This is a genomic window from Polaromonas sp. P1_F6 (genome assembly GCF_056405695.1).
The window spans coordinates 209,055-227,981 of record NZ_JBFUBQ010000002.1; the positions used below are offsets into that span (position 1 = coordinate 209,055).

At 60.9% G+C, this 18,927-nt stretch carries 19 protein-coding genes, 1 tRNA gene and 1 pseudogene; 7 read left to right on the top strand and 14 right to left on the bottom strand.

Annotated elements, in window-relative coordinates; genetic code table 11:
• Nucleotides 1-17 precede the first annotated feature (17 nt).
• The 5 genes and pseudogenes from AC1DY9_RS06930 (at nt 18) to AC1DY9_RS06950 (ending at nt 3,673) form a co-directional block, all read left to right on the top strand.
• A complete protein-coding gene (locus AC1DY9_RS06930; RefSeq protein WP_477666123.1) occupies nt 18-959 on the top strand; it encodes a threonine/serine dehydratase in 942 nt (313 codons plus the stop codon).
• Between the two features lie 47 nt (nt 960-1,006).
• Nucleotides 1,007-2,347, top strand: a complete 1,341-nt coding sequence (gene serS, locus AC1DY9_RS06935; RefSeq protein WP_477666124.1) for a serine--tRNA ligase — start codon at nt 1,007-1,009, stop codon at nt 2,345-2,347.
• A 35-nt stretch (nt 2,348-2,382) separates the two neighbouring features.
• A tRNA-Ser gene (locus AC1DY9_RS06940) sits at nt 2,383-2,470 on the top strand.
• Nucleotides 2,471-2,768: 298 nt separating this feature from the next.
• Nucleotides 2,769-3,026: pseudogene (locus tag AC1DY9_RS06945) on the top strand (IS21 family transposase); the annotation flags it as partial.
• 239 nt (nt 3,027-3,265) lie between these two features.
• Nucleotides 3,266-3,673, top strand: a complete 408-nt coding sequence (locus AC1DY9_RS06950; RefSeq protein WP_477666125.1) for a BLUF domain-containing protein — start codon at nt 3,266-3,268, stop codon at nt 3,671-3,673.
• 461 nt (nt 3,674-4,134) lie between these two features.
• On the opposite strand, the gene AC1DY9_RS06955 is transcribed toward AC1DY9_RS06950, so the two are convergent.
• The 3 genes from AC1DY9_RS06955 to AC1DY9_RS06965 form a co-directional block, all read right to left on the bottom strand.
• Nucleotides 4,135-4,329, bottom strand: coding sequence for a DUF3606 domain-containing protein (locus tag AC1DY9_RS06955; protein WP_457279569.1), 195 nt, complete (start codon nt 4,327-4,329; stop codon nt 4,135-4,137).
• Nucleotides 4,330-4,740: 411 nt separating this feature from the next.
• On the bottom strand, nt 4,741-5,244 hold the full coding sequence (locus tag AC1DY9_RS06960; RefSeq protein WP_477666126.1) for a hypothetical protein: 504 nt from the start codon (nt 5,242-5,244) through the stop codon (nt 4,741-4,743).
• 169 nt (nt 5,245-5,413) lie between these two features.
• A complete protein-coding gene (locus AC1DY9_RS06965) occupies nt 5,414-5,782 on the bottom strand; it encodes a helix-turn-helix domain-containing protein (protein ID WP_457279567.1) in 369 nt (122 codons plus the stop codon).
• A 143-nt stretch (nt 5,783-5,925) separates the two neighbouring features.
• Here AC1DY9_RS06965 and AC1DY9_RS06970 point away from each other — a divergent pair, with 143 nt between their 5' ends.
• Nucleotides 5,926-6,795 carry an XRE family transcriptional regulator gene (locus tag AC1DY9_RS06970; RefSeq protein ID WP_457279566.1) on the top strand — a complete coding sequence of 290 codons (870 nt, stop codon included), beginning with the start codon at nt 5,926-5,928 and terminating at the stop codon, nt 6,793-6,795.
• A gap of 82 nt (nt 6,796-6,877) precedes the next feature.
• Nucleotides 6,878-8,248, top strand: coding sequence for a sensor histidine kinase (locus AC1DY9_RS06975; protein ID WP_457279565.1), 1,371 nt, complete (start codon nt 6,878-6,880; stop codon nt 8,246-8,248).
• Between the two features lie 40 nt (nt 8,249-8,288).
• Here the strand turns inward: AC1DY9_RS06975 and AC1DY9_RS06980 are convergent, their stop codons facing one another.
• The 11 genes from AC1DY9_RS06980 to AC1DY9_RS07030 all read right to left on the bottom strand — a co-directional run bounded on the left by AC1DY9_RS06980 (nt 8,289) and on the right by AC1DY9_RS07030 (nt 18,923).
• On the bottom strand, nt 8,289-8,873 hold the full coding sequence (locus AC1DY9_RS06980) for a response regulator transcription factor (protein WP_457279564.1): 585 nt from the start codon (nt 8,871-8,873) through the stop codon (nt 8,289-8,291).
• 211 nt (nt 8,874-9,084) lie between these two features.
• Complete coding sequence (locus tag AC1DY9_RS06985; protein WP_477666127.1) at nt 9,085-10,395, bottom strand: tryptophan--tRNA ligase; 1,311 nt, start codon at nt 10,393-10,395, stop codon at nt 9,085-9,087.
• A gap of 25 nt (nt 10,396-10,420) precedes the next feature.
• Nucleotides 10,421-11,101 carry a site-2 protease family protein gene (locus AC1DY9_RS06990; protein ID WP_457279562.1) on the bottom strand — a complete coding sequence of 227 codons (681 nt, stop codon included), beginning with the start codon at nt 11,099-11,101 and terminating at the stop codon, nt 10,421-10,423.
• A 46-nt stretch (nt 11,102-11,147) separates the two neighbouring features.
• Nucleotides 11,148-11,783 (bottom strand): L-threonylcarbamoyladenylate synthase, encoded by a 636-nt coding sequence (locus AC1DY9_RS06995; protein ID WP_457279561.1) that lies wholly within the window; start codon nt 11,781-11,783, stop codon nt 11,148-11,150.
• 24 nt (nt 11,784-11,807) lie between these two features.
• Nucleotides 11,808-12,713, bottom strand: a complete 906-nt coding sequence (locus AC1DY9_RS07000) for a DMT family transporter (protein ID WP_477666128.1) — start codon at nt 12,711-12,713, stop codon at nt 11,808-11,810.
• Complete coding sequence (locus AC1DY9_RS07005; RefSeq protein WP_457279559.1) at nt 12,713-13,573, bottom strand: 3',5'-nucleoside bisphosphate phosphatase; 861 nt, start codon at nt 13,571-13,573, stop codon at nt 12,713-12,715. Before AC1DY9_RS07005 ends, AC1DY9_RS07000 begins: the two co-directional genes overlap by 1 nt.
• A 267-nt stretch (nt 13,574-13,840) precedes the next feature.
• Entirely contained in the window at nt 13,841-14,593 is a 753-nt protein-coding gene (locus tag AC1DY9_RS07010; RefSeq protein WP_457279558.1) for an aspartate/glutamate racemase family protein, read from the bottom strand.
• A 270-nt stretch (nt 14,594-14,863) separates the two neighbouring features.
• Nucleotides 14,864-15,577 carry a GntR family transcriptional regulator gene (locus AC1DY9_RS07015; protein WP_457279557.1) on the bottom strand — a complete coding sequence of 238 codons (714 nt, stop codon included), beginning with the start codon at nt 15,575-15,577 and terminating at the stop codon, nt 14,864-14,866.
• Nucleotides 15,574-16,455: an ABC transporter permease gene (locus AC1DY9_RS07020; protein WP_477666129.1), complete on the bottom strand. Its 882-nt coding sequence runs from the start codon at nt 16,453-16,455 to the stop codon at nt 15,574-15,576. The genes AC1DY9_RS07015 and AC1DY9_RS07020 overlap by 4 nt, the downstream gene beginning before the upstream one ends.
• A 101-nt stretch (nt 16,456-16,556) precedes the next feature.
• Nucleotides 16,557-17,471, bottom strand: a complete 915-nt coding sequence (locus AC1DY9_RS07025; protein WP_477666130.1) for an ABC transporter permease — start codon at nt 17,469-17,471, stop codon at nt 16,557-16,559.
• A 156-nt stretch (nt 17,472-17,627) separates the two neighbouring features.
• Nucleotides 17,628-18,923, bottom strand: coding sequence for an ABC transporter substrate-binding protein (locus tag AC1DY9_RS07030; RefSeq protein WP_477666131.1), 1,296 nt, complete (start codon nt 18,921-18,923; stop codon nt 17,628-17,630).
• Between the last annotated feature and the right edge of the window lie 4 nt (nt 18,924-18,927).

Genomic DNA, 18,927 nt, shown 5'->3' on the forward strand with positions numbered 1-18,927 from the left:
TTTCTTCTTTTTTCCATATGACCAATCGCTATCAAATTGAGAGCTGCTTGCGCAAGTTCGAAGCGGGCTACAGCCACTTTATTCATAAAACACCGCTGTGGAAGCTGCCTGGCAAGGCGCTGGGCGTGGAATGCGCTGAGGTCTGGCTCAAGCTCGAACACCTGCAAACCGGCGGCAGCTTCAAGGCGCGCGGCATGCTCAACCGCCTGCTGTCCAATCCCATTCCGGCCAGCGGCGTGATCGTGGCTTCCGGCGGCAACGCGGGCATTGCCACAGCCGCCGCGGCCCGCGAGCTGGGCGTGCGCTGCGAAGTCTTTGTGCCTGAGGTGTCGACCCCCGCCAAGCGCGCCAAGCTGGCCGCGCTGGGCGCCGAGGTGGTGGTGACGGGAGCGGCGTACGCCGACGCGCTGAAAGCCTGCCTGGCGCGCCAGCAGGAAACCGGCGCGCTGCTGACACATGCCTATGACCAGCCCGAAGTACTTGCCGGCGCTGGCACGATGGCCGCAGAGATCGAGCAGCAGGGCGGTGTGCCCGATGCCGTGCTGGTCAGCGTGGGTGGCGGCGGCCTGATTGGCGGTGTGGCCAGCTGGTTTGAGCGGCGCAGCCGTGTGGTGGCGCTGGAGCCTGAGCTGGCGCCCACTTTGTACAAAGCCCGTGAGGCTGGTGAGCCGGTGGACGTGGCCGTTGGCGGCATCGCCGCCGACTCACTGGGCGCCAAACGCATCGGCAGCCTGGCCTGGGATGCCACGCAGGCCCATGTGCGTGATGCGCTGCTGCTGACCGACGAATCGATACGCGCCGCGCAGCTGTGGCTCTGGAAAGAACTGAAGCTGGCCGTCGAGCCCGCGGCGGCCCTGCCGCTGGCCGCGCTGCAAAGCGGCCGCTACCGCCCGCGCGCCGACGAAAAAGTCTGCCTCATCATCTGCGGTGCCAATCTGGACCCGGCCAGCCTGAACTGAGCTGAACGGGCTCTGGTGATCGCAGCTGCACAAAATACAATGGCCCCATGCTAGATATCAACCTGCTTCGCAAAGACCTGCCGTCGGCCATCGCCCGGCTGGAGACCCGTAAAACCCCGCAAGCCTTCCTGAACGTGGAAGCCTTCCAGGCGCTGGAGGCCGAACGCAAGGCCCTGCAGATCCGCACCGAAGAGTTGCAGAACCAGCGCAACACGCTGTCCAAGCAGATCGGCCAGCTCAAGTCCAAGGGTGAAGACGCCAGCGCCATCATGGCGCAGGTGAGTGCTTCCAAGGCCGAGCTCGAATCGTCCGCCGCGCGGCTGGACCAGATCCAGACCGACATGCAAACTCTGCTGCTGGCTGTGCCCAACCTGCCGCATGAAAGCGTGCCGCAAGGCGCGGGCGAAGCCGGCAATGTCGAAGTACGCAAATGGGCCCCGATCGAAGGCCCGGGCGGCGAGCCGCCGGCTTTCGCTTTTGAAGTGAAAGACCATGTCGATGTGGGTCAGCCCCTGGGGCTGGACTTTGAACTCGGCACCAAGCTGACCGGTTCGCGTTTTACCGTGATGAAAGGCCCGCTGGCGCGCCTGCATCGCGCGCTTGCGCAGTTCATGCTCGACGTGCAAACCGCCGAGCATGGTTACACCGAGTGCTACACGCCCTACATCGTCAACGGCGATTCGCTGCGCGGCACCGGCCAGTTGCCCAAGTTTGAAGAAGACCTGTTTGCCGCCAAGAAAGGCGGGCAAGAGGGCGCAGCCGAAGCCGAAAGCACCGCGCTGTACCTGATCCCCACGTCGGAGGTGCCGCTGACCAACTTCGTGCGCGATGAAATCGTCGCCGAAGCTGACTTGCCGCTTCAGTACACCGCGCACACGCCGTGCTTCAGGTCCGAAGCCGGAAGCTACGGCCGCGACACCCGCGGCATGATCCGCCAACACCAGTTCGACAAGGTCGAAATGGTGCAGATCACCCACCCCGACAAAAGCTACGAAGCGCTTGAAGCCATGACGGGCCACGCCGAAGCCATTTTGCAAAAGCTCGGCCTGCCGTATCGCGTCATGCTGCTGTGCACCGGCGACATGGGCTTTGGCGCCGCCAAGACCTATGACCTGGAAGTGTGGCTCCCCGCACAAAACACCTACCGCGAAATCAGCTCGGTCTCCAACTGCGAAGCCTTCCAGGCCCGCCGCCTGCAGGCCCGCTTCAAGAACGCGCAAGGCAAGAACGAGTTTGTGCACACCCTCAATGGCTCCGGCCTGGCCGTAGGCCGCACCCTGGTTGCCGTGCTGGAGAACTACCAGCTCGCTGATGGCTCAGTCACCGTGCCGGAAGTGCTGCAACCGTACATGGGCGGCATCAAGGTGCTGGCTCCAGCCGCAAAGTAGGCCGGCTACAGCTGTTAGAATCCGTTTTCCACACTGGAGAGGTGGCAGAGTGGCCGAATGTACCTGACTCGAAATCAGGCGTACCGCAAGGTACCGTGGGTTCGAATCCCACCCTCTCCGCCAGATACGCAAGGCCCTTAAAGATCTTTGATTTTTAAGGGTTTTTTCGTTTCTGAGGCTTGCGTTTCACCCCATGTTTTCACCCCATATAAGGGAAAGTAGCCGCGCGAATAATTATGGTCCAGCTAGACTCGCCCCAAGGCATGCTCTTTAACTACGATCGTTTACGCGCATGCGCTAGTTCGTATGTCTACCTGTTGAATTCCATCGAAATCTGACCCACTTAGCGCAGTAATTTCCATCCAAAACTGACCCACGTAGGCACTACCCTGCTTGTTTTAAAAGCAGGGGGAAATTAGGAGTGATGGACGTGGCGACATTGAATGTCATCAGGCGTTGGGCATTGCGGGATCAGATGTCCATTCGCGAGATCTCAAGGCGTACAGGCCTGGCTCGCAACACAATAAAGAAGCGCCTGCGATCGGAAGAGAGCGAGCCCAAGTATCCAAGGCGGGCCAGCGCCAGCAAGCGCTATCACTACGCCGAGAAGCTGGCCACCTGGCTAGTCATCGAGGCAACAAAATCGCGGAAACAGCGGCGCACTTTGAGGCAGATCCACACATCCACTTTTCATTCCGGAGTGCGAATATCCATCGTCGTGCCGTTACTGTTGATTCTGCATTGATTGCGCGCATTTGTTTTGCGGTCAACACCCGAACATCACCGTTTTGATGAATTCCATGAGTGGCTAACTTTGCTTTGCGTCTGGCTTCGTCGTATGCTGAAGCGCTCTGGCTCCTCATGCGATGGAACGCATGCTTCCAGCCTGCTGAAAGTTCAACTCAAGGACACGGCCTCATGATCAGACTGCTCTACATCAGTGATGCCGCAGATGGCATCAACGAGGATGCGATCAATGGCGTTTTGAAGAGCGCGGGGAAAAATAACCCGCCTCTTGGCATCACGGGCCTTCTTGTTTATGGCGGAGGCGTGTTTGCACAAATAATTGAAGGCCCGGAGCAAGCGGTGCTTCAGAAGTATGTGAGCATCGCTACCGACAAGCGGCACCACAATTGCCGAATCGTCTATATCACGACGACAAGGGAACGCATTTTCAAAGGCATTTCCATGGCGGCGCTTGAAGCGCTTCCCATGGAGCTCGAGCACATTGCCGAACTGGATGCGCACCGAACAGACGCCATACCGGCGGACGCGTTTACGGACCTCATGCATGTGTTCTTTTCGAGAATGCAGGCGGTTCCCTGATTTGCGCGGAGAGGAACAGGCCGTGAAGAAAACCCGACTCTGCCGGGCCGCGCTTCTAACTTCTAACGCAAGCGCCATCCCCATGGACATTAAAAATTCTTAACAATTTCCAGCTTGCTGCCCTATTGACGTTTCCAGGAAAACTCCCACCCGATCCGTGTTTTCTTAACTGCCCAGGAGGGCGTATGGCTAACTCCAGAATTATGGAAACGCTACGCGCCGCTGTGAGAGTTGAGCAGCATGAAGAGCTCGAGCGCACGCGGCGTTATATGGCGTTTATGCAAAGGATGGCGGCCTTTCAAAAGGGAGTTGGACCTGCGCCGACTCCCGAGGCATTTCAGCGGTGGTGCGAGGATGTTGAGAATCGCCTCGCGTTTCGCAGAATGGAGGCCGGGATACATGACCAGCCGGCAGAAGCCTGGGATGGCTCCCGATACTGACGGCTAAACCTCAGCTCGCAATCATTGCTGGCAGGTGTCCTTGCTGCGATGAAAATAACTGCGGATCTCGTCGGGTTCGCTGCCTACCGCATAGACCGCCACGCGCAATTCATACTCTGTGCATTTCAACTCGGAGCACCACGACTCCACGACGCGCGGATTAGTCAGGCTGATGCGGTTGGTCGTGCTGTCTGCGTCAGGAAATTTTTGTGACATGACGTACCCTCTTCAAATGGGACATTTCATGGAGGCCCACTGAAGCGTAGCAGTGCGGACCTGTAGTAAGTAATTGGTGCAAAAAATCACGCCATATTGCACCGACCACGCTTTACCTGTGCACTTTCCTATATTTCGATGAACATCACATCCTTCAATTAGAGGAGATGTTTGCAGGAACACATGTCACTATATGTGACAAGGCCGGCGCCATGAAACCGTTCCATGCGCTCATGCTGTATGGGTTTATGGATTTGCTGCTGCTCACGTTGGCGGCACGGATGCGCAGTGCTGGTGACTGTCACTGCCGCTGCCGCTGCGCCCAGGAGGAGCGGGAGCGGCTGCCGCAACGGCGTCGGTGGCCCCCTCAGGGCAGCACCGGCGAAGGAGGGAAGGCCTTCCAGGCTACGGTTACGCTTTCAGGCGGTCACCGCTGTTTAATGGGCTGGTCATCGCCTGCACAAATTCAACGCACATCATCCTGATGGGATGAACTTCGGCTTCGGTCACGCTGGCTTTGGCCATTGCCGCTTTCTCGATGTCTTCGTTTTCCAGTTCTACAAAGACGTTTTCACCGTCGTGGGTACGTAGATGAACGCGTAACTTGATTCCGGTGCTGGATAGCAGCATGTGATTCCTTTGTGATCGGGTTGACTGGATGTCGTGTCGGTGTGGATGAGGTGGCCGCCGTAGCGCGGCCCCGGCCATTCGTCTTTCGATGAATTCATTTCTGGCTGCCTGCCAGTCAACCCATCGGCGGATGGGCCAATCGGGCCATTTGGTCACCGCGAGGGTGGCAGGTTCCTGGTCAGGCTCAAGGCCGGGCAGAGTTTGACAATCCGGGGTGACGCTGTAGCTCAGCCGGCTGGTCTGGTGGCGGCTTTCCACAAAGCCGCCCGCTTCCAGCATGTCCATGGCTTGCTGGACATCGTTGGGTTCATACGTGGGTTTCCAGTGAGGATGAAGCGAGGCCAGCGTCCACCAGCCACCGGTGGCGCGCAACCGCAACCACAGGGCACGCACATCGTGGGTGATAAGGTCGCCCATGATTGGTCGCGATCTCGCTCAGGCGCTCTGATGATGTTTACGGTTGGGAGTACGGAGGTCCATCCGTGAGAGCGTTGTTGGCGGTCAGCTCATGTGCCAGTTTGCGCTGAGCCTGATTGCGCTGGTGCGGCATGGTGACCGTGATCTTGCGCGTCTGCTGAAAGGCCAGCGCCCGGCTGGCGGGATTGAGGTAACGCGACGGCCAGAGATCCTCGGGCCTTTTGTCGAGGGCGCGTGCCACGAGCTGCTCGGCCGCCAGCCAGGGGCTGGTCAGCACGCGTTGTATGTGGCTGTAACCGTTTTCCATGGCAATTTTTCGAAGACTGGTACCGCGTTTGCGGAGGGCAGCAATGACATCGGCGGGGTGCATATCTTCCTGTGCGGGTGTCGATTTAATTGTGCTCATATCTAATATTCTGAGCACAAAACAAGCCAAGTCAAACATTTTTTTCTGCCTGTTTCAATTTGTGCTACTTTTATTGTATTTTTTACCAATTAAATGAGTGTTATGTTTGCTCATTTTGTGCTTGGGGGAACAAAATAGTGTTCATGAACACAAAAGAAGCAGCGTCAGGGGTGGGGGGGTCTGGCTCATCTGGCAAGCTCCAGCACTATTCCTTTACCGCCGCAGCGCCGGTCAAGGCAGAAGAGCCCGTTGCGTGGTACCTGCATGAGGCCGCAGCAGCCGTCGACAAGGCGAGTGCCAGGTCTGTGCGAACCGAAGCCAGGTCGGTTTTCATGCGCCAGTTTGGCCAGCGCTGCCGCATGGCCCGGGGCACAAGGGAAATCAATGAGGTTGCGGCCACGGTCGGGGTTCACCGCAACACCATCTGGAACATAGAGCGTGGCGACAGCCTGCCGGATGCGTTCGAGCTGGAAGTACTCGCCAGGGAATACCGGTTGACGCCCGGGCAGCTACTGGGCCGGGAAGCTCCAGACGAAACCCGGGCTGCTGCGGCAGTGGCGCGCGACGTGCGCGCGGTCGAGACCGGCACGTTTGTCTATGCGCCCCTGTTTGACCTCCGCGCTTCGCCGGGCCGGGACGTATTCAACGACCTTGGGTCGGTCGTGGCGATGCGTCCCTTTGATGTGCAGTTCATCCGGTATGACCTGGGCATTGACCATAACGACATTGTCATGTCCACGGTGGCGGGCGCCTCCATGGAGCCGTGGCTGCATTCCAGGGACGCAGTGCTGACTGACTTGCGGGATCGCGATGCCCTGACAGAGGGCGTGCACATGGTACGGCTTGACGGCGCCTTGCTGGTCAAAAAACTGCAGCGCCTGCCCGGGAAGATATTGCGCGTCAGCAGCTACAACCCGGCGTATGAACCGTTTGACATCCAGGGCTACGAAAGTACAGACCGGGATTTTTCCGTGCTTGGCCGCGTGCGTTGGGCCGGCGTGACTTTTAACTGAGCGTAAGTCCCTAGACCGCAACGCAACAGGCGTGCGCCGCGGATGGCATTGCGGCCCCGGATGCGACGTAAACTCGCATTCCATGGACCACCCCACAGCGATCCGGCCTATCCAGGGCGCGCCAGATATCTCGCGCGAGGATTGGGTGGAAATGCGGTTGATCCATATCTTCATGCGGTATGCCCGCCCGGCCCTGCATTCCGCACTGGTCCTGATCGTGTCCATGGTGGTGATTCTTTACCGCCATGTAGACCTGCTCAGTCTGGGCATCTGGGCAACGGCGGCGACGCTGGTGACCCTGGTGCGGTACCGCGTCATCGGCATTTACCAGCGTTCGCTGCTGGGCGTCAGCGGCCCTGCGTTGCGCGCATTCATGGCGCGCTACACGTGGACGTGGCCCATGAGTGCCATGGTCTGGGGGGCGTCGATGTTTGTGTACTTCCTCAAAGCGCCCGTGTATGACCAGTTCCTCGGCATGATCGTCCTGGTCGGAATGGCCGGGTTTGCGGTGGGCACCTTTTCCTCCTGGCTCCCCTGCTTCAAAGGCTATGTGAACGGCCTGGGCATTTCCACCCTGACGGTATTTTTCTACCAGCTGATGCTGGAAAGAGGAATTTCTTCCACGTTCAATACCTGGGGTATGGTGGTGCTGATCGTGATTTACTGGGTGGTCATTCGCGTGTCGGGCCAGCGCTTTCACCAGGTGCAGCGTGCCAACCTCGAACTGCAGTACGACAACTCCGAACTGATCAGATCGTTGACTGAAAAAAGCCGTGCCGCCCTTGAGGCCATCGAGATCAAGAACCGTTTTATCGCCAGCGCCGCGCATGACCTGCGTCAGCCGGTGCATGCCCTGGACCTGTACGCCGGCTGGCTGGCTGCCGAGCCAGAATTCGTAGCGCAGATAGCACCCAAGATCGTCCGGTCCACCAAGGCGGTCAACGACCTGTTCAACTCCCTCTTCGACCTGGCGGGGCTGGAGTCCAGCCCACTGCGGGTCAACCTGCAGGCCGTAGACCTGGCGGGGCTGGTGCAGGATCTGGAGGCGCAATACGCGCCCTTCGCGCGGGAGCGAAACCTGCGCCTCAGGATTCGCCCTGCGGCGGGGCAGGTAAGGTCCGACCCCGTGCTGCTTCAGCGGCTGGTCGGCAACCTGTTGTCGAACGCACTGCGCAACACGCATCGAGGCGGTGTGCTGCTGGCTGTGCGCCGGCGGCGCGGGGTGCCATGCATCGAGATATGGGACACCGGTGTGGGCATCGCGAAAGAGCACCAGAAGGCGATCTTTCAGGAGTTCTACCGGATTCCCCTGCAGGGTACCGAAGAAGGTTTTGGGTTGGGCCTGGCCATCGTTTCGCGCCTGAGTGAGGCGCTGGGGCATCCTGTGAGGCTTGCCTCCAGGAGCGGGCGTGGCAGCGTCTTCTGGGTGGAGTTGCGCACGCCGGGCCAGTGACCTGGCCCAGTGTTACCCGGCCCAGTGTTGCCCGGTGTTGCTAGAGCAAGCCCTGGGTGCGCGCCAGGTGGCTGGCCTGCGAGCGGCTCTTGACATTCAGGCGCCGGAACAGCCGCCACAAATGCACTTTCACCGTGTGCTCGCTGATCTGCAGCTCTTCGGCGATGTCGCGATTGCTCATGCCCTTGTCGAGCATGACCAGCAACTGCTTTTGCCGCTTGGACAGTTTTTCCGTTGGGGTGGATGGCTCCGGGTCGAGTTCTTCACTCAGGAAGACGCGCAGGACGTTCGATATCTCGGTGGCCCCCGCAGACTTCTGGATGTAGGCATCGGCACCTGCCTCGATGGACAAGTCCTCGTAGTCCTGGGCCGGCGCGGCCGACAGCACTACCAGCGGCACATTGGGGAATTGGTGTTTGAGCTCACGCACGCCCGAAACACCATTGGTGTCAGGCAACCTCAAGTCGAGGCAGATGAGTTCGGGGACACCGTGTTGCTGCACGGCAGGCATTACCGCGGCGAGCCGGTCCAGCTCGGTCACAGTGGCTTTGCTGCTAAGGCGGCGAATCAACATGACAACCGCTTCGCGCATCAGCGGATGGTCATCTATTACAAAAATACTCATTAGTTCACGTCTGAAGTATCGTTCCTGTCAGCTATCGAGCATAACTGGTGAATGTCAACTTTGGGGCACTAATAAACTTGAAATTGCGGTATTTTTTCAGGGTGGTAATACCCTAAAACAACAATGAATAAGTCTTTCGTACCAATGTGATTCTGTCGAAGGCCGCCGCGCATGATCAAAGCCCCTGGCCCAAATTGCTTAATACCGCAACTCAGGGAGTTACAGGTGCAAAGAAACGTAGCGCTGTTTCCACCTCGGCTGCCTCGATACCGGGCAAGATTTGAAGCTTATCTTGCAGTGCAGCAAGCGCACCGGCCCCTTCGTTCTGCAGGGTGGAAATTATCAGCGCGGCTTCACGGGGAGATTCAAAGCCTTGGCTCTGCAAAAGCACCTTGGCATCAGCGTCCTGCAGCTTGAAATAGAACTGGCCGTCCTTCTCACGGTATTGCTTGAAGGCCGGAGCAACACTTTTGACTGACTTCCCTTTCGACGTGCCAGCCGGCTTTATCGCGAGGTTGCGCAAACCAACGGCGCGACGCAACTCGCCCATGAAAGGCGTGGCCTCCGCGCGCGCCTTCTGCGCACCCGCCTGCAAGGTCGCCTCGATCTTTGCCGGGTCGCTGATGAGGTCGTGGTATCGCTCGCGCATGGGCACTACTTCACGGTCAATGCGCTCGAACAGCAGCTGTTTGGCATCGCCCCAGGCAATGCCTTCGGCATAGGCCTTGCGCAGGGCCTGGGTTTCGTCCGCGCTCGCAAAGGCCTGGTAAATCTGGAACAGCGCCGAGCCCTCGACTTCCTTGGGTTCGCCCGGTGCGCGTGAATCGGTGAGGATGCCGGCGATCAGCTTGCGCATCTGCTCGCGTGGGGTGAAAAGCGGAATCGTGTTGTCGTAGCTCTTGCTCATCTTGCGTCCATCCAGCCCGGGCAGCAGCGCGACTGATTCCTCCACCACCGCTTCGGGCAGCACCAGGTGCTCACCGTACAGGTGGTTGTAGCGCTGCGCCATGTCGCGCGCCATTTCGATGTGCTGGATCTGGTCGCGCCCCACCGGCACCTTGTGCGTCTTGAACAGCAGGATGTCCGCGCCCATCAGCACCGGGTACATGAAGAGGCCGGCGGTGACGTCAGCGTCAGGGTCGTTGCCGGCCGCCTCGTTCTTGTCGACAGAGGCCTTGTAGGCATGGGCACGGTTGAGCACGCCCTTGCCCGTGACGCAGGTCAGCAGCCAGGTGAGCTCAGGGATTTCCGGGATATCGGACTGGCGATAGAACGTCACGCGCTCCGGGTCCAGCCCGGCGGCCAGCCAGCTCGCCGCGATCTCGAGTGTGGACTGCTGGATGCGCGCGGGTTCATCGCATTTGATCAGTGCGTGGTAGTCGGCCAGGAAGTAAAAGCTGCGGACATCGTCGCGAAAGCTGGCCTGGACCGACGGCCGGATCGAGCCGACATAGTTGCCCAGGTGGGGCGTACCGGTGGTGGTGATGCCGGTGAGGAAACGGGTAGTGGCGTTGCTTGTCATGAGAGTGTTGCCGGAGTTGACCTCATCAGAAGATCAACTTTAAAGGCGTAAGGACCAGATTGAGGAGGGAAAAAGACAGCGCCATCATGGGCTGCATCCAGAGAGGGCCAAATACCTTCAGGACAATGAGGCCCAGAACGATAAAAAAGCCAAAGGGTTCGATGCGTGCAAGGTACTGCCCATACTTCCACGGCAGTATGCCGACGGCAACGCGCCCGCCATCCAGGGGCGGCAGCGGGAACAGGTTCAGCACCGCAAGTGCCAGGTTGACCTGTATCCCCGCCGTGGCCATCTGTGAAAAGAAGTCTTCTGAGTTGCCGTTGATGTTGCGCAGGGTCAGAAACAGGACGCCCCAGAAAATGGCTTGTACAAAATTAATGCCGGGGCCGGCCAGTGCCACCCAGATCATGTTTCGCTTCGGATTGCGCAGATTGCCGAATTGCACCGGAACCGGTTTCGCGTAACCCAGGATAAACGGGCCGCCGGGGATGGCAAACGTCGTCAGGTACATCAAGGCCGGCATGAGGATGGTCCCCACCGGATCGATGTGCTTTACCGGATTGAGCGTGATACGGCCCAGCATCCAGGCCGTGTTGTCGCCGAAATAGCGCGCGACATAGCCGTGAGCTGCCTCATGCAGCGTAATTGCGAACAGCACCGGCAAGGCGTAGACCGCAATGGTTTGAATCAGGTTGGCGATATCCATGCCGCGATTGTCTCAGACGCCCTGGCGGCTCTGCCGCGCGGAAGGCTTAAAGGCCCAATGCCGCCAGCTCGCCCCGGCCCTGCCGCACCACGACAGGCTCGCCGCCGTCGCCCATGGCCGTCAGGTCGATCACCGTGGTCGGCTCCTGGTGGCAGGCGCCTGCATCGATCACGGCAGCCAGCTCATGCTCCAGCAGCTCGCGGATTTCGTGCGCGTCGTTCAACGGCACGGTGCCGTCCCGGGGGATCAGCGTGGTGGCCAGCAGCGGCGCGCCATGCAGCTCCAGCAGTGCCTGCAGCACCTTGTGTTCGGGCACGCGCAGCCCTATGGTCTTGCGCGACGGGTGGCTCACGCGGCGCGGCACTTCCTTGCTGGCTTCGAGGATGAAGGTGTAGGGCCCTGGCGTGGCGGCCTTGAGCAGCCGGAATTGTTTGTTGTCCACCCGCGCGTAGTTCGCCAGCTCGCTCAGGTCGCGGCAGAGCAGGGTGAGGTGGTGCTTATCGTCGACGCCGCGAATGCGGCGCAGGCTGTCGGCCGCGGTCTTGTCGTCAAGGTGGCATACCAGCGCATAGCTGGAGTCGGTTGGCACGGCCACAATGCCGCCGCGTTCAAGCAGCGCCACCGCCTGCTTGAGCAGGCGGGTGTGCGGGTTTTCGGGGTGAACTTCAAAAAACTGTGCCATACAGGTTTGCCGCCGGCTTGGGGTTCAGGATTCGGTGGGTTCAATGATGATGCGGCTCTCGCGTACCGCAAGCCAGGCGCCAGTGGCTCCGCACACGGTAATCATGGCAATGCCGAGCAGCGACCACTGATCCGGAACATGGGAAAAGATCAGCCATCCGCCCAGCATGGCAAAACCGATTTGGGCGTAAAGGAACGGCGTCAGGGTTGATGCAGTGGTGCGCGCATAGGCAAGAATCATCATGAAGTGCCCGACGGCTCCGAGGAAACCCATCAGGCACAGGCAGGCCCAAAGCACCCAGGAATCCAGCGAAGTCCAGACAAAGGGAAGGGCCAGCGAGGCGATGAGCGTGCCCACCCAGCCGGTGTAGAAGTGCATGGTCGCCGGGTCTTCGGTACGGGCCAGGCGGCTGGTCAAAATCTGGAACCAGGCATTGGACACCACCAGGCTCAGCGGTAGCAGCAGCGTCCAGTCAAAGCCGGAGCTTCCCGGCCGGATGRTGATCAGCGCACCGGCAAAGCCTCCCAGGACCAGCCCCCAGCGCAACGCCGGTACGCGCTCACCCAGCTGTAGCGATGCCAGCAGGGTGATGACCAGCGGCGTGATCATGATGATGGCCGTGAACTCGCCCACGGGCATGTATTTGAGGCTGAAAAACGCCAACCCGCTGCTGGTCAGCAGCAGTACGCCGCGTAAAAGCTGGAACCTGGGATGCGCCGTTCGAAACAGCGTTCGCCCGCGCGCAGGAAGCATCACCACGGTCGTGGCCACGGCCTGGAACGCATAGCGAAACCACAGCGCCATCAGGATGGGCACGCTCAGCGATATCCGTTTGGTGGTGGTGTCCAGCGCGGCGAAGCAGGCCATGGCGGCTACCAGAAGCGCAATGCCGGTCAGGGCAGGAGAGGTTTTTCTCGCGGGGCCGGCCATCACTGGATGCGGTCCACCAGCAGCTCCCACACCGGTGTCAGTTCGCCAGGCAGGAATGGCAGGGTACCCAGGTCGGTGTGGCTTTCGTCGGGGCTGTGGAAGTCGCTGCCGCGCGAAGCGGCCAGGCCGAACTCTTTCGCCGTTTCGGCGTATTTGAGGTATTCCTGCGGCGTGTGGCTGCCGGTGACAACCTCCACGCCACGCCCGCCATGGGACTTGAACTCGGTGAACAAGGCGTATTCCTCGTTGGGGGTGAACTTGTAGCGGCCCGGGTGCGCAATCACGGCAATGCCCTTGGCCTCGGTGATCCAGGTGACGGCGTCGCGCAGGTTGGCCCAGCGGTGGGGCACATAGCCGGGCTTGCCTTCGGTCAGGTATTTGCGAAAGACCTCAGGTGTTTCGCGGCACACGCCGGATTCCACCAGGAAGCGGGCAAAGTGCGTGCGTGAAATGAGCTCGGGGTTGCCGACAAACTTCAGAGCGCCTTCGTAAGCACCCATGATGCCGACCTTGGCCAGCGAGTCCGACATCTCCATGGCTCGCTGTTCACGGCCGCCGCGCGTATTGCGCAGGCCTTGTTGCATCGCAGGGTCGTTGGCGTCGAAGCCCAGGCCAACAATGTGGACCGTTTGCCCCGCGAAGGTCACGGACACCTCGGTGCCCGTGAGGTAGTGCATGCCCTGCGCTTTGGCAGCGGCGGCGGCACGGTGCTGGCCGCCTATTTCGTCGTGGTCTGTCAGGGCCCAGAGTTCGACCCCGTTGGCCTTGGCCCGTTCAGCCAGTGCCTCCGGTGTCAGCGTGCCGTCTGACACCACAGAGTGGCAGTGCAGGTCGGCATTCAGGATGTTTTTGGGAGTCACTGAGCCATTTTAGGCTTTGCGGGGTATTGGTGCAGGCCGGGTGCAATCTCCCTGACCCCAGAAGGCTCGCTTTGCGCGTGCGCGCGATGCCCTTGCACTGAAGGCGGTTTTGAGATGTTTCAGGCCGCCAGACCAATATAGGCAAGCGCGATCAGCTATAAATTTAATAGCGTTCCCTGCCTCGCCTGATATGCGCCACTGCGCTTGAAATGACCGGCTGCTATGAAATATATAGCTGCTTGCGCCCGTTCCTGTTGGGCTACAGCCTTAAAGCCCCAAAGCAGTGAGCTCCGGCGAGAGTTTCTCCCACGGCACGTCGAAGCCCGGCTGGCTGCGCTGCGGTGGCGGTGCATGGCTGCGCAGGGCCCAGTGGGCGCCGGCCAGCACGCTGTCGATCAGCGGCACGCTCACCCCGGGTTGCAGGGTCGCGGCCATGCCTGCCAGGCCTGCACCACCCAGAATGACGGCCTGCGCGCCCAGCTGGCGCACCGCGTCGCGGCAGGCCTGGGCGAGCAGGGTGCGCGCGGCGGCAGGGTCGGCCGCAAGCTGTGCACCGGTCGGGGCAACGGTGTGGATGCCGGCCAGCGAAGGCGCATGGCCCAGCGCCTGGGCCAGCCGCTGCAGCATCGGCCCCCAGCGCTCGCCCCCGGTGACGATGGCAAAGCGTCCGTGGCGCGCCGCCTCGATAAACGCCGCCTCGGCCAGGCCGGTGACCGGCACCGGGCTGCTTTCGCGCAACGCCAGCAGGCCTGGGTCGCCAAAGCAGCCGATCAGCACCGCGTCAGGTGTTTCTGGTGCGCCACCCGTTTCACCTGTGCCGGCCAGCGCAGCGGCCCAGGCGTCCAGCGTGGCGTGAGAGGCGACGGCGTAACTGGCTTCATCCGAGATATAGGGCGCGCCGAAGCGCGCGGTGACGGTACGCACCTGCACGTGCAGCCCGGCGGCGGCTTGCACGTGGGTTTGCAGCAAGGCGCTGACCGAAGTCGACGTGTTTGGATTAATGACCAATAGCTTACGCATGGTTAAGAATTCACCCCTGTCCAGGCTCACTGCGTGTAGCCTGTTCCCCCCTCAAGGGGGCGGTGAAATAGGTACACCCCTGTCCAAGCTCACTTCGTGTAGCTTGTTCCCCCCTCAAGGGGGCGGCGCCTGCGGTCTGGCGAAGCCAGTCCCGCGGCCCCTGCTGGTAGTCCCCGCTGAACCGGCTTTGCCGGGCCGCAAGCGGGCGGCCCCAATACGAGAGGAAAGGGGCAGCGCGCCGCAGGCTCGAAGTGAAAAGCGTGGGGGCCATCAACTAAACAGCGTGGACAGGTCGGGCGCATCATCCGCCGGCGGCGTGAACTGCAGCTGCGACTCCAGCCGCGTCAGGTGTTCGCGCATGTGGCGCGCGGCTTCCTGGACGTCGCGCAGGCGAATCGCGTCCAGCAGCTTGCGGTGCTCACGGCAGCCGCAGGCGGCGGCTTCGTCGCGGCTGTCCTTGTGCGACGTGCTGTAGGTCATCAAAATCAGCGACGTGCGCGAGGTGAGCTCGCGCAGGATGCGGCCCAGCGTCTGGTGGCCGGCGCGTTCGGCGATCTGCAGGTGAAAGTCGCCCGACAGGCGGATCGCGCGGTGCATGTCGCCGGCCAGGCGCGCGGCTTCCTCGTCGTCGATGCAGCGTTTGAGCTGTTGCATGTCGGCCTCGCTCGCCTTGGCAATGAAGAGCTCCACCAGCGTGGGTTCAATCAGCCGGCGCACCTCGAAGACTTCGCGCGCCTCCTGCTCGGTGGGCTGGGCCACGGTGGCCCCGCGGTTGGGGATGAGGGTAACGACCTGTTCATTGGCCAGGCGCACCAGCACCGGGCGTATGCGCGTGCGCGACACGCCGAAGGCACCGGCCAGCTTGTCTTCGACCAGCTTGGTGCCCGGCGGCAGGCGGTGGTCCAGGATGGCCGAGATCACGCGCTCATACATTTCGCTGTCGGTCAGGGGGGTTGCCTGGGTTACGGGCGTTGCCTCGCTCATCGGGTGCCTTTCTTTTGCCGGCGGCCCAGCCACCAGGCCAGGCCCAGGGCCAGCGCCATGACCAGCAACGACACCACAGTGGTGACGGTACCCAGAGCATAAATGGACGGCGTGGTGACGGTGGTGGTCAGCCCCTGCAGCTCCAGCGGCAGGGTGTTCACGTCGCCGATAGCCTGCGAGGTGCGGGCGATTTCGTCCCAGCTCAGGGTAAAACCAAACATGCCGATGCCCACCACCGACGGTGCGATCAGCGGCAGCACCACATGCCGGAAACCCTGCCACGGCGTGGCGCCCAGGTCGCGCGCGGCTTCTTCATAAGCCGGGTTGAAGCGGTTGAAAATCGCAAACATGATCAAGAGGCCAAAGGGCAGCGTCCAGGTCAGGTGCGCGCCCAGCGCCGAGGTGAACAAGCCCAGCGACGTGCCATACCCTTCCAGCGCATCGGCCATGCCGAAAGCCTCCAGTGCTTTCTTGACGCCGGTGTCGAGCAGGCGGAACTCCAGGCCAATGCCCAGCGACACGATGATGGACGGCATGATCAGGCTGGCCACCACCACAAAAAACAGCGTGTTGCCGCCCGCGAGCTTCTTGCGAAACGCCAGGCCGGCCAGCACCGACAGCACCACCGTGAAAGCCATCACGGCCAGGCCCAGGCCCAGCGAGCGCTTGAGCGCCGCGCCAATGTCCACCACGCCAAGCCCTTCGGCCAGTTTGTAAAACCAGTGCAGCGACACACCGCGCAGCGGAAACGTCAGTCCCCCTTCAGGCCCCTGAAAACTCAGCACCACGATGACAAACATCGGGCCATACAGGAACAGCACAAACAGCGCAAAGAATGCGGCCAGGAACCAGAAGCCGGCGGTGCGTTTTTCGGACATAGCTTAGAACTTTCGCAGAAGGGGCCGCAGCGCCGGGCCGCCCCAAGCAAGGCCAGCCCCCTCGGGGGGCAGCGCAGTACACGAAGTGACAAGCGTGGGGGTCATAGTTCCTTTCTGATGTCGACGAGGCGGGTCAACGCCCAGATGATCATCAGCACAATAGCCAGCAGGATCACCGCATTGGCCGCCGCCAGCGGAAACTGCAGGTAAGAAGTCTGCACCTGGATGATCTTGCCGATGGAGGCGATCTGCTGGCCGCCCATGACGCCGATGGTCACGAAGTCGCCCATCACGATGGTGATGACAAAAATCGAGCCGATGATGATGCCCGTGCGCGACAGCGGCACGATGACGTTCCACAGCGTTTGCCAGGCCGAGGCGCCGCTGTCGTTGGCCGCTTCGATCAGGCTGCGGTCTATGCGCATCATCGAATTGAAGATCGGCACGATCATGAACATGGTGTAGAGGTGCACAAACGCCAGCACCACCGAAAAATCCGAAAACAGCAACCACTCGACAGGCTGGTTCACGATGCCCAGGCCCGTCAGGCTCTGGTTCACCAGGCCATTGCGGCCCAGCAGCGGCACCCACGAGATCATGCGGATCACATTGGACGTCCAGAACGGGATCGTGCACAGCACGAACAGCAGCGTTTGCACGCTTTGAGAGCGCACATAAAACGCCAGGAAGTACGACACCGTGAAACCCGTCACCAGCGTGATCAGCCACACCAGGAAGCTGAACTTGAAGGTCGACAAATAGGTCTTGAAGGTGACGCACATCTCCGACGTGTTGCCGCAACTTTCAAAGACGGCGAAGTAATTCTTCAGCGTAAAACCGGGCAGCAACTCATACTCATTGAAGTCCCAAAAGCTGACCATCAACACCAGCGCCAGCGGAACCAGAAAGAACACCACAAACACCGCCGTCAACGGCGTAGCCTGCCACCAGGCCGCAAGGCTGCGCCCCGGCGCCTTGACCGGAGCGGAATGTGCAGCAACAGCAGGAGCACCCATAAATATCCAAAAGTAAAAAAATGAGCTACCAAGGGCAAGCGAAGCGAAGCCTGTTCCAGGACACCGCGGAACCGGCTTTGCCGGGCCGCAAGTGTCGTCCCCTGCAAGGGGAGAGGACGCTACACGAAGTGAGCGTCAACAGGGGTGTGCCAATTTTTAGGCCGCTACGAACTCATTCCACTTCTGCACCATGTAATTGTTCTCGTCCATGACCGCATTCCAGCAGGCGATGCCGCCCATGCGCGCTTCATAACTGCCGCCGTCGCGCACCGCGCCGGTTTTGGCCAGTACATCGCCATTCGGGCTCTTGATGTCCTGCGAGGCCGGCTTGCCTTCCATCCAGTAGGCCCACTCGTAGGCTTCCATCTTGGCCTTGGCGGTTTCCAGCACGGCGCTGTAATAGCCCTGGCGGTTCAGATACGCGCCGGCCCAGCCGTCGAGGAACCAGTTGATGAACTCATAGGCACCGTCCAGCTTCTTGCCCGACAGCGTGGCGGGCAGGCCGAAGCCGGCGGCCCAAGCGCGGTAGCCTTCTTTGAGCGGCTGGAAGTTGCAGGCGATGCCCTTGGTGCGCACGGCCGTCACGGCGGGGCTCCACATCGACTGGATCACTACTTCGCCCGAGGCCATCAGGTTGACGGACTCATTGAAGTCTTTCCACAGCGCGCGGAACTGCCCGGCCTTCTTGGCTTCGATCAGGGTGGCGATCGTCAGGTCGATCTCCTTCTTGGTCATGTTGCCCTTGTCCGGGTACTTGTAGATGCCTTTGGCTTCCACCACCATGGCGGCGTCCATGATGCCGATCGACGGGATGTTCAGGATGGCCGCCTTGCCCTTGAACTCGGGGTTCAGCAGCTCGGCCCAGGAGGTGATGGGGCGCTTGATCAAATCGGGGCGAATGCCCAGCGTGTCGGCGTTGTACACCGTGGGAATGAGCGACATGAACTGCGTCGGGCTCTTGGCGAAGACCTTGCTTTTTTCGCCTTCCAGATAAATTACCTTCTTGGGTGCGGTGCCCTGGTCGCCCACGGCCTTGCCGGCCACGGTGCCGGTGGTGAAGAGCGAGGTGATCTTGTCGGCGTTCTTGATGCGCTTGGTGTCAATGCCCTTCAAGTTGCCGGTGGGCACGATCTTTTTCAGCGAGAAGTACTCGGTGTCAATCAGGTCAAAGCTGTTGGGTGCGGTCACGGCGCGCTTGGTCACGTCGTCAGTGGTCACGGCCACGTACTGAATCGTGATGCCCGTGTCGGCCTTGAACTTCTCGGCAATGGCCTTGTCCTGGTTCACCGCAGTACCCAGGTAGCGCAGCACGATTTTTTCCTGCGCGTGCACGGCCGGGAACAGGCCTGTGGCCAGAATGCCGGCTGTGCCCTTGAGCAAAGCGCGGCGCGGCACGCCGCCCACGGTGGTGTCGGTGGCGGTGTCTTTTTGATCAGGAAGAGCGTCGGACATGGTG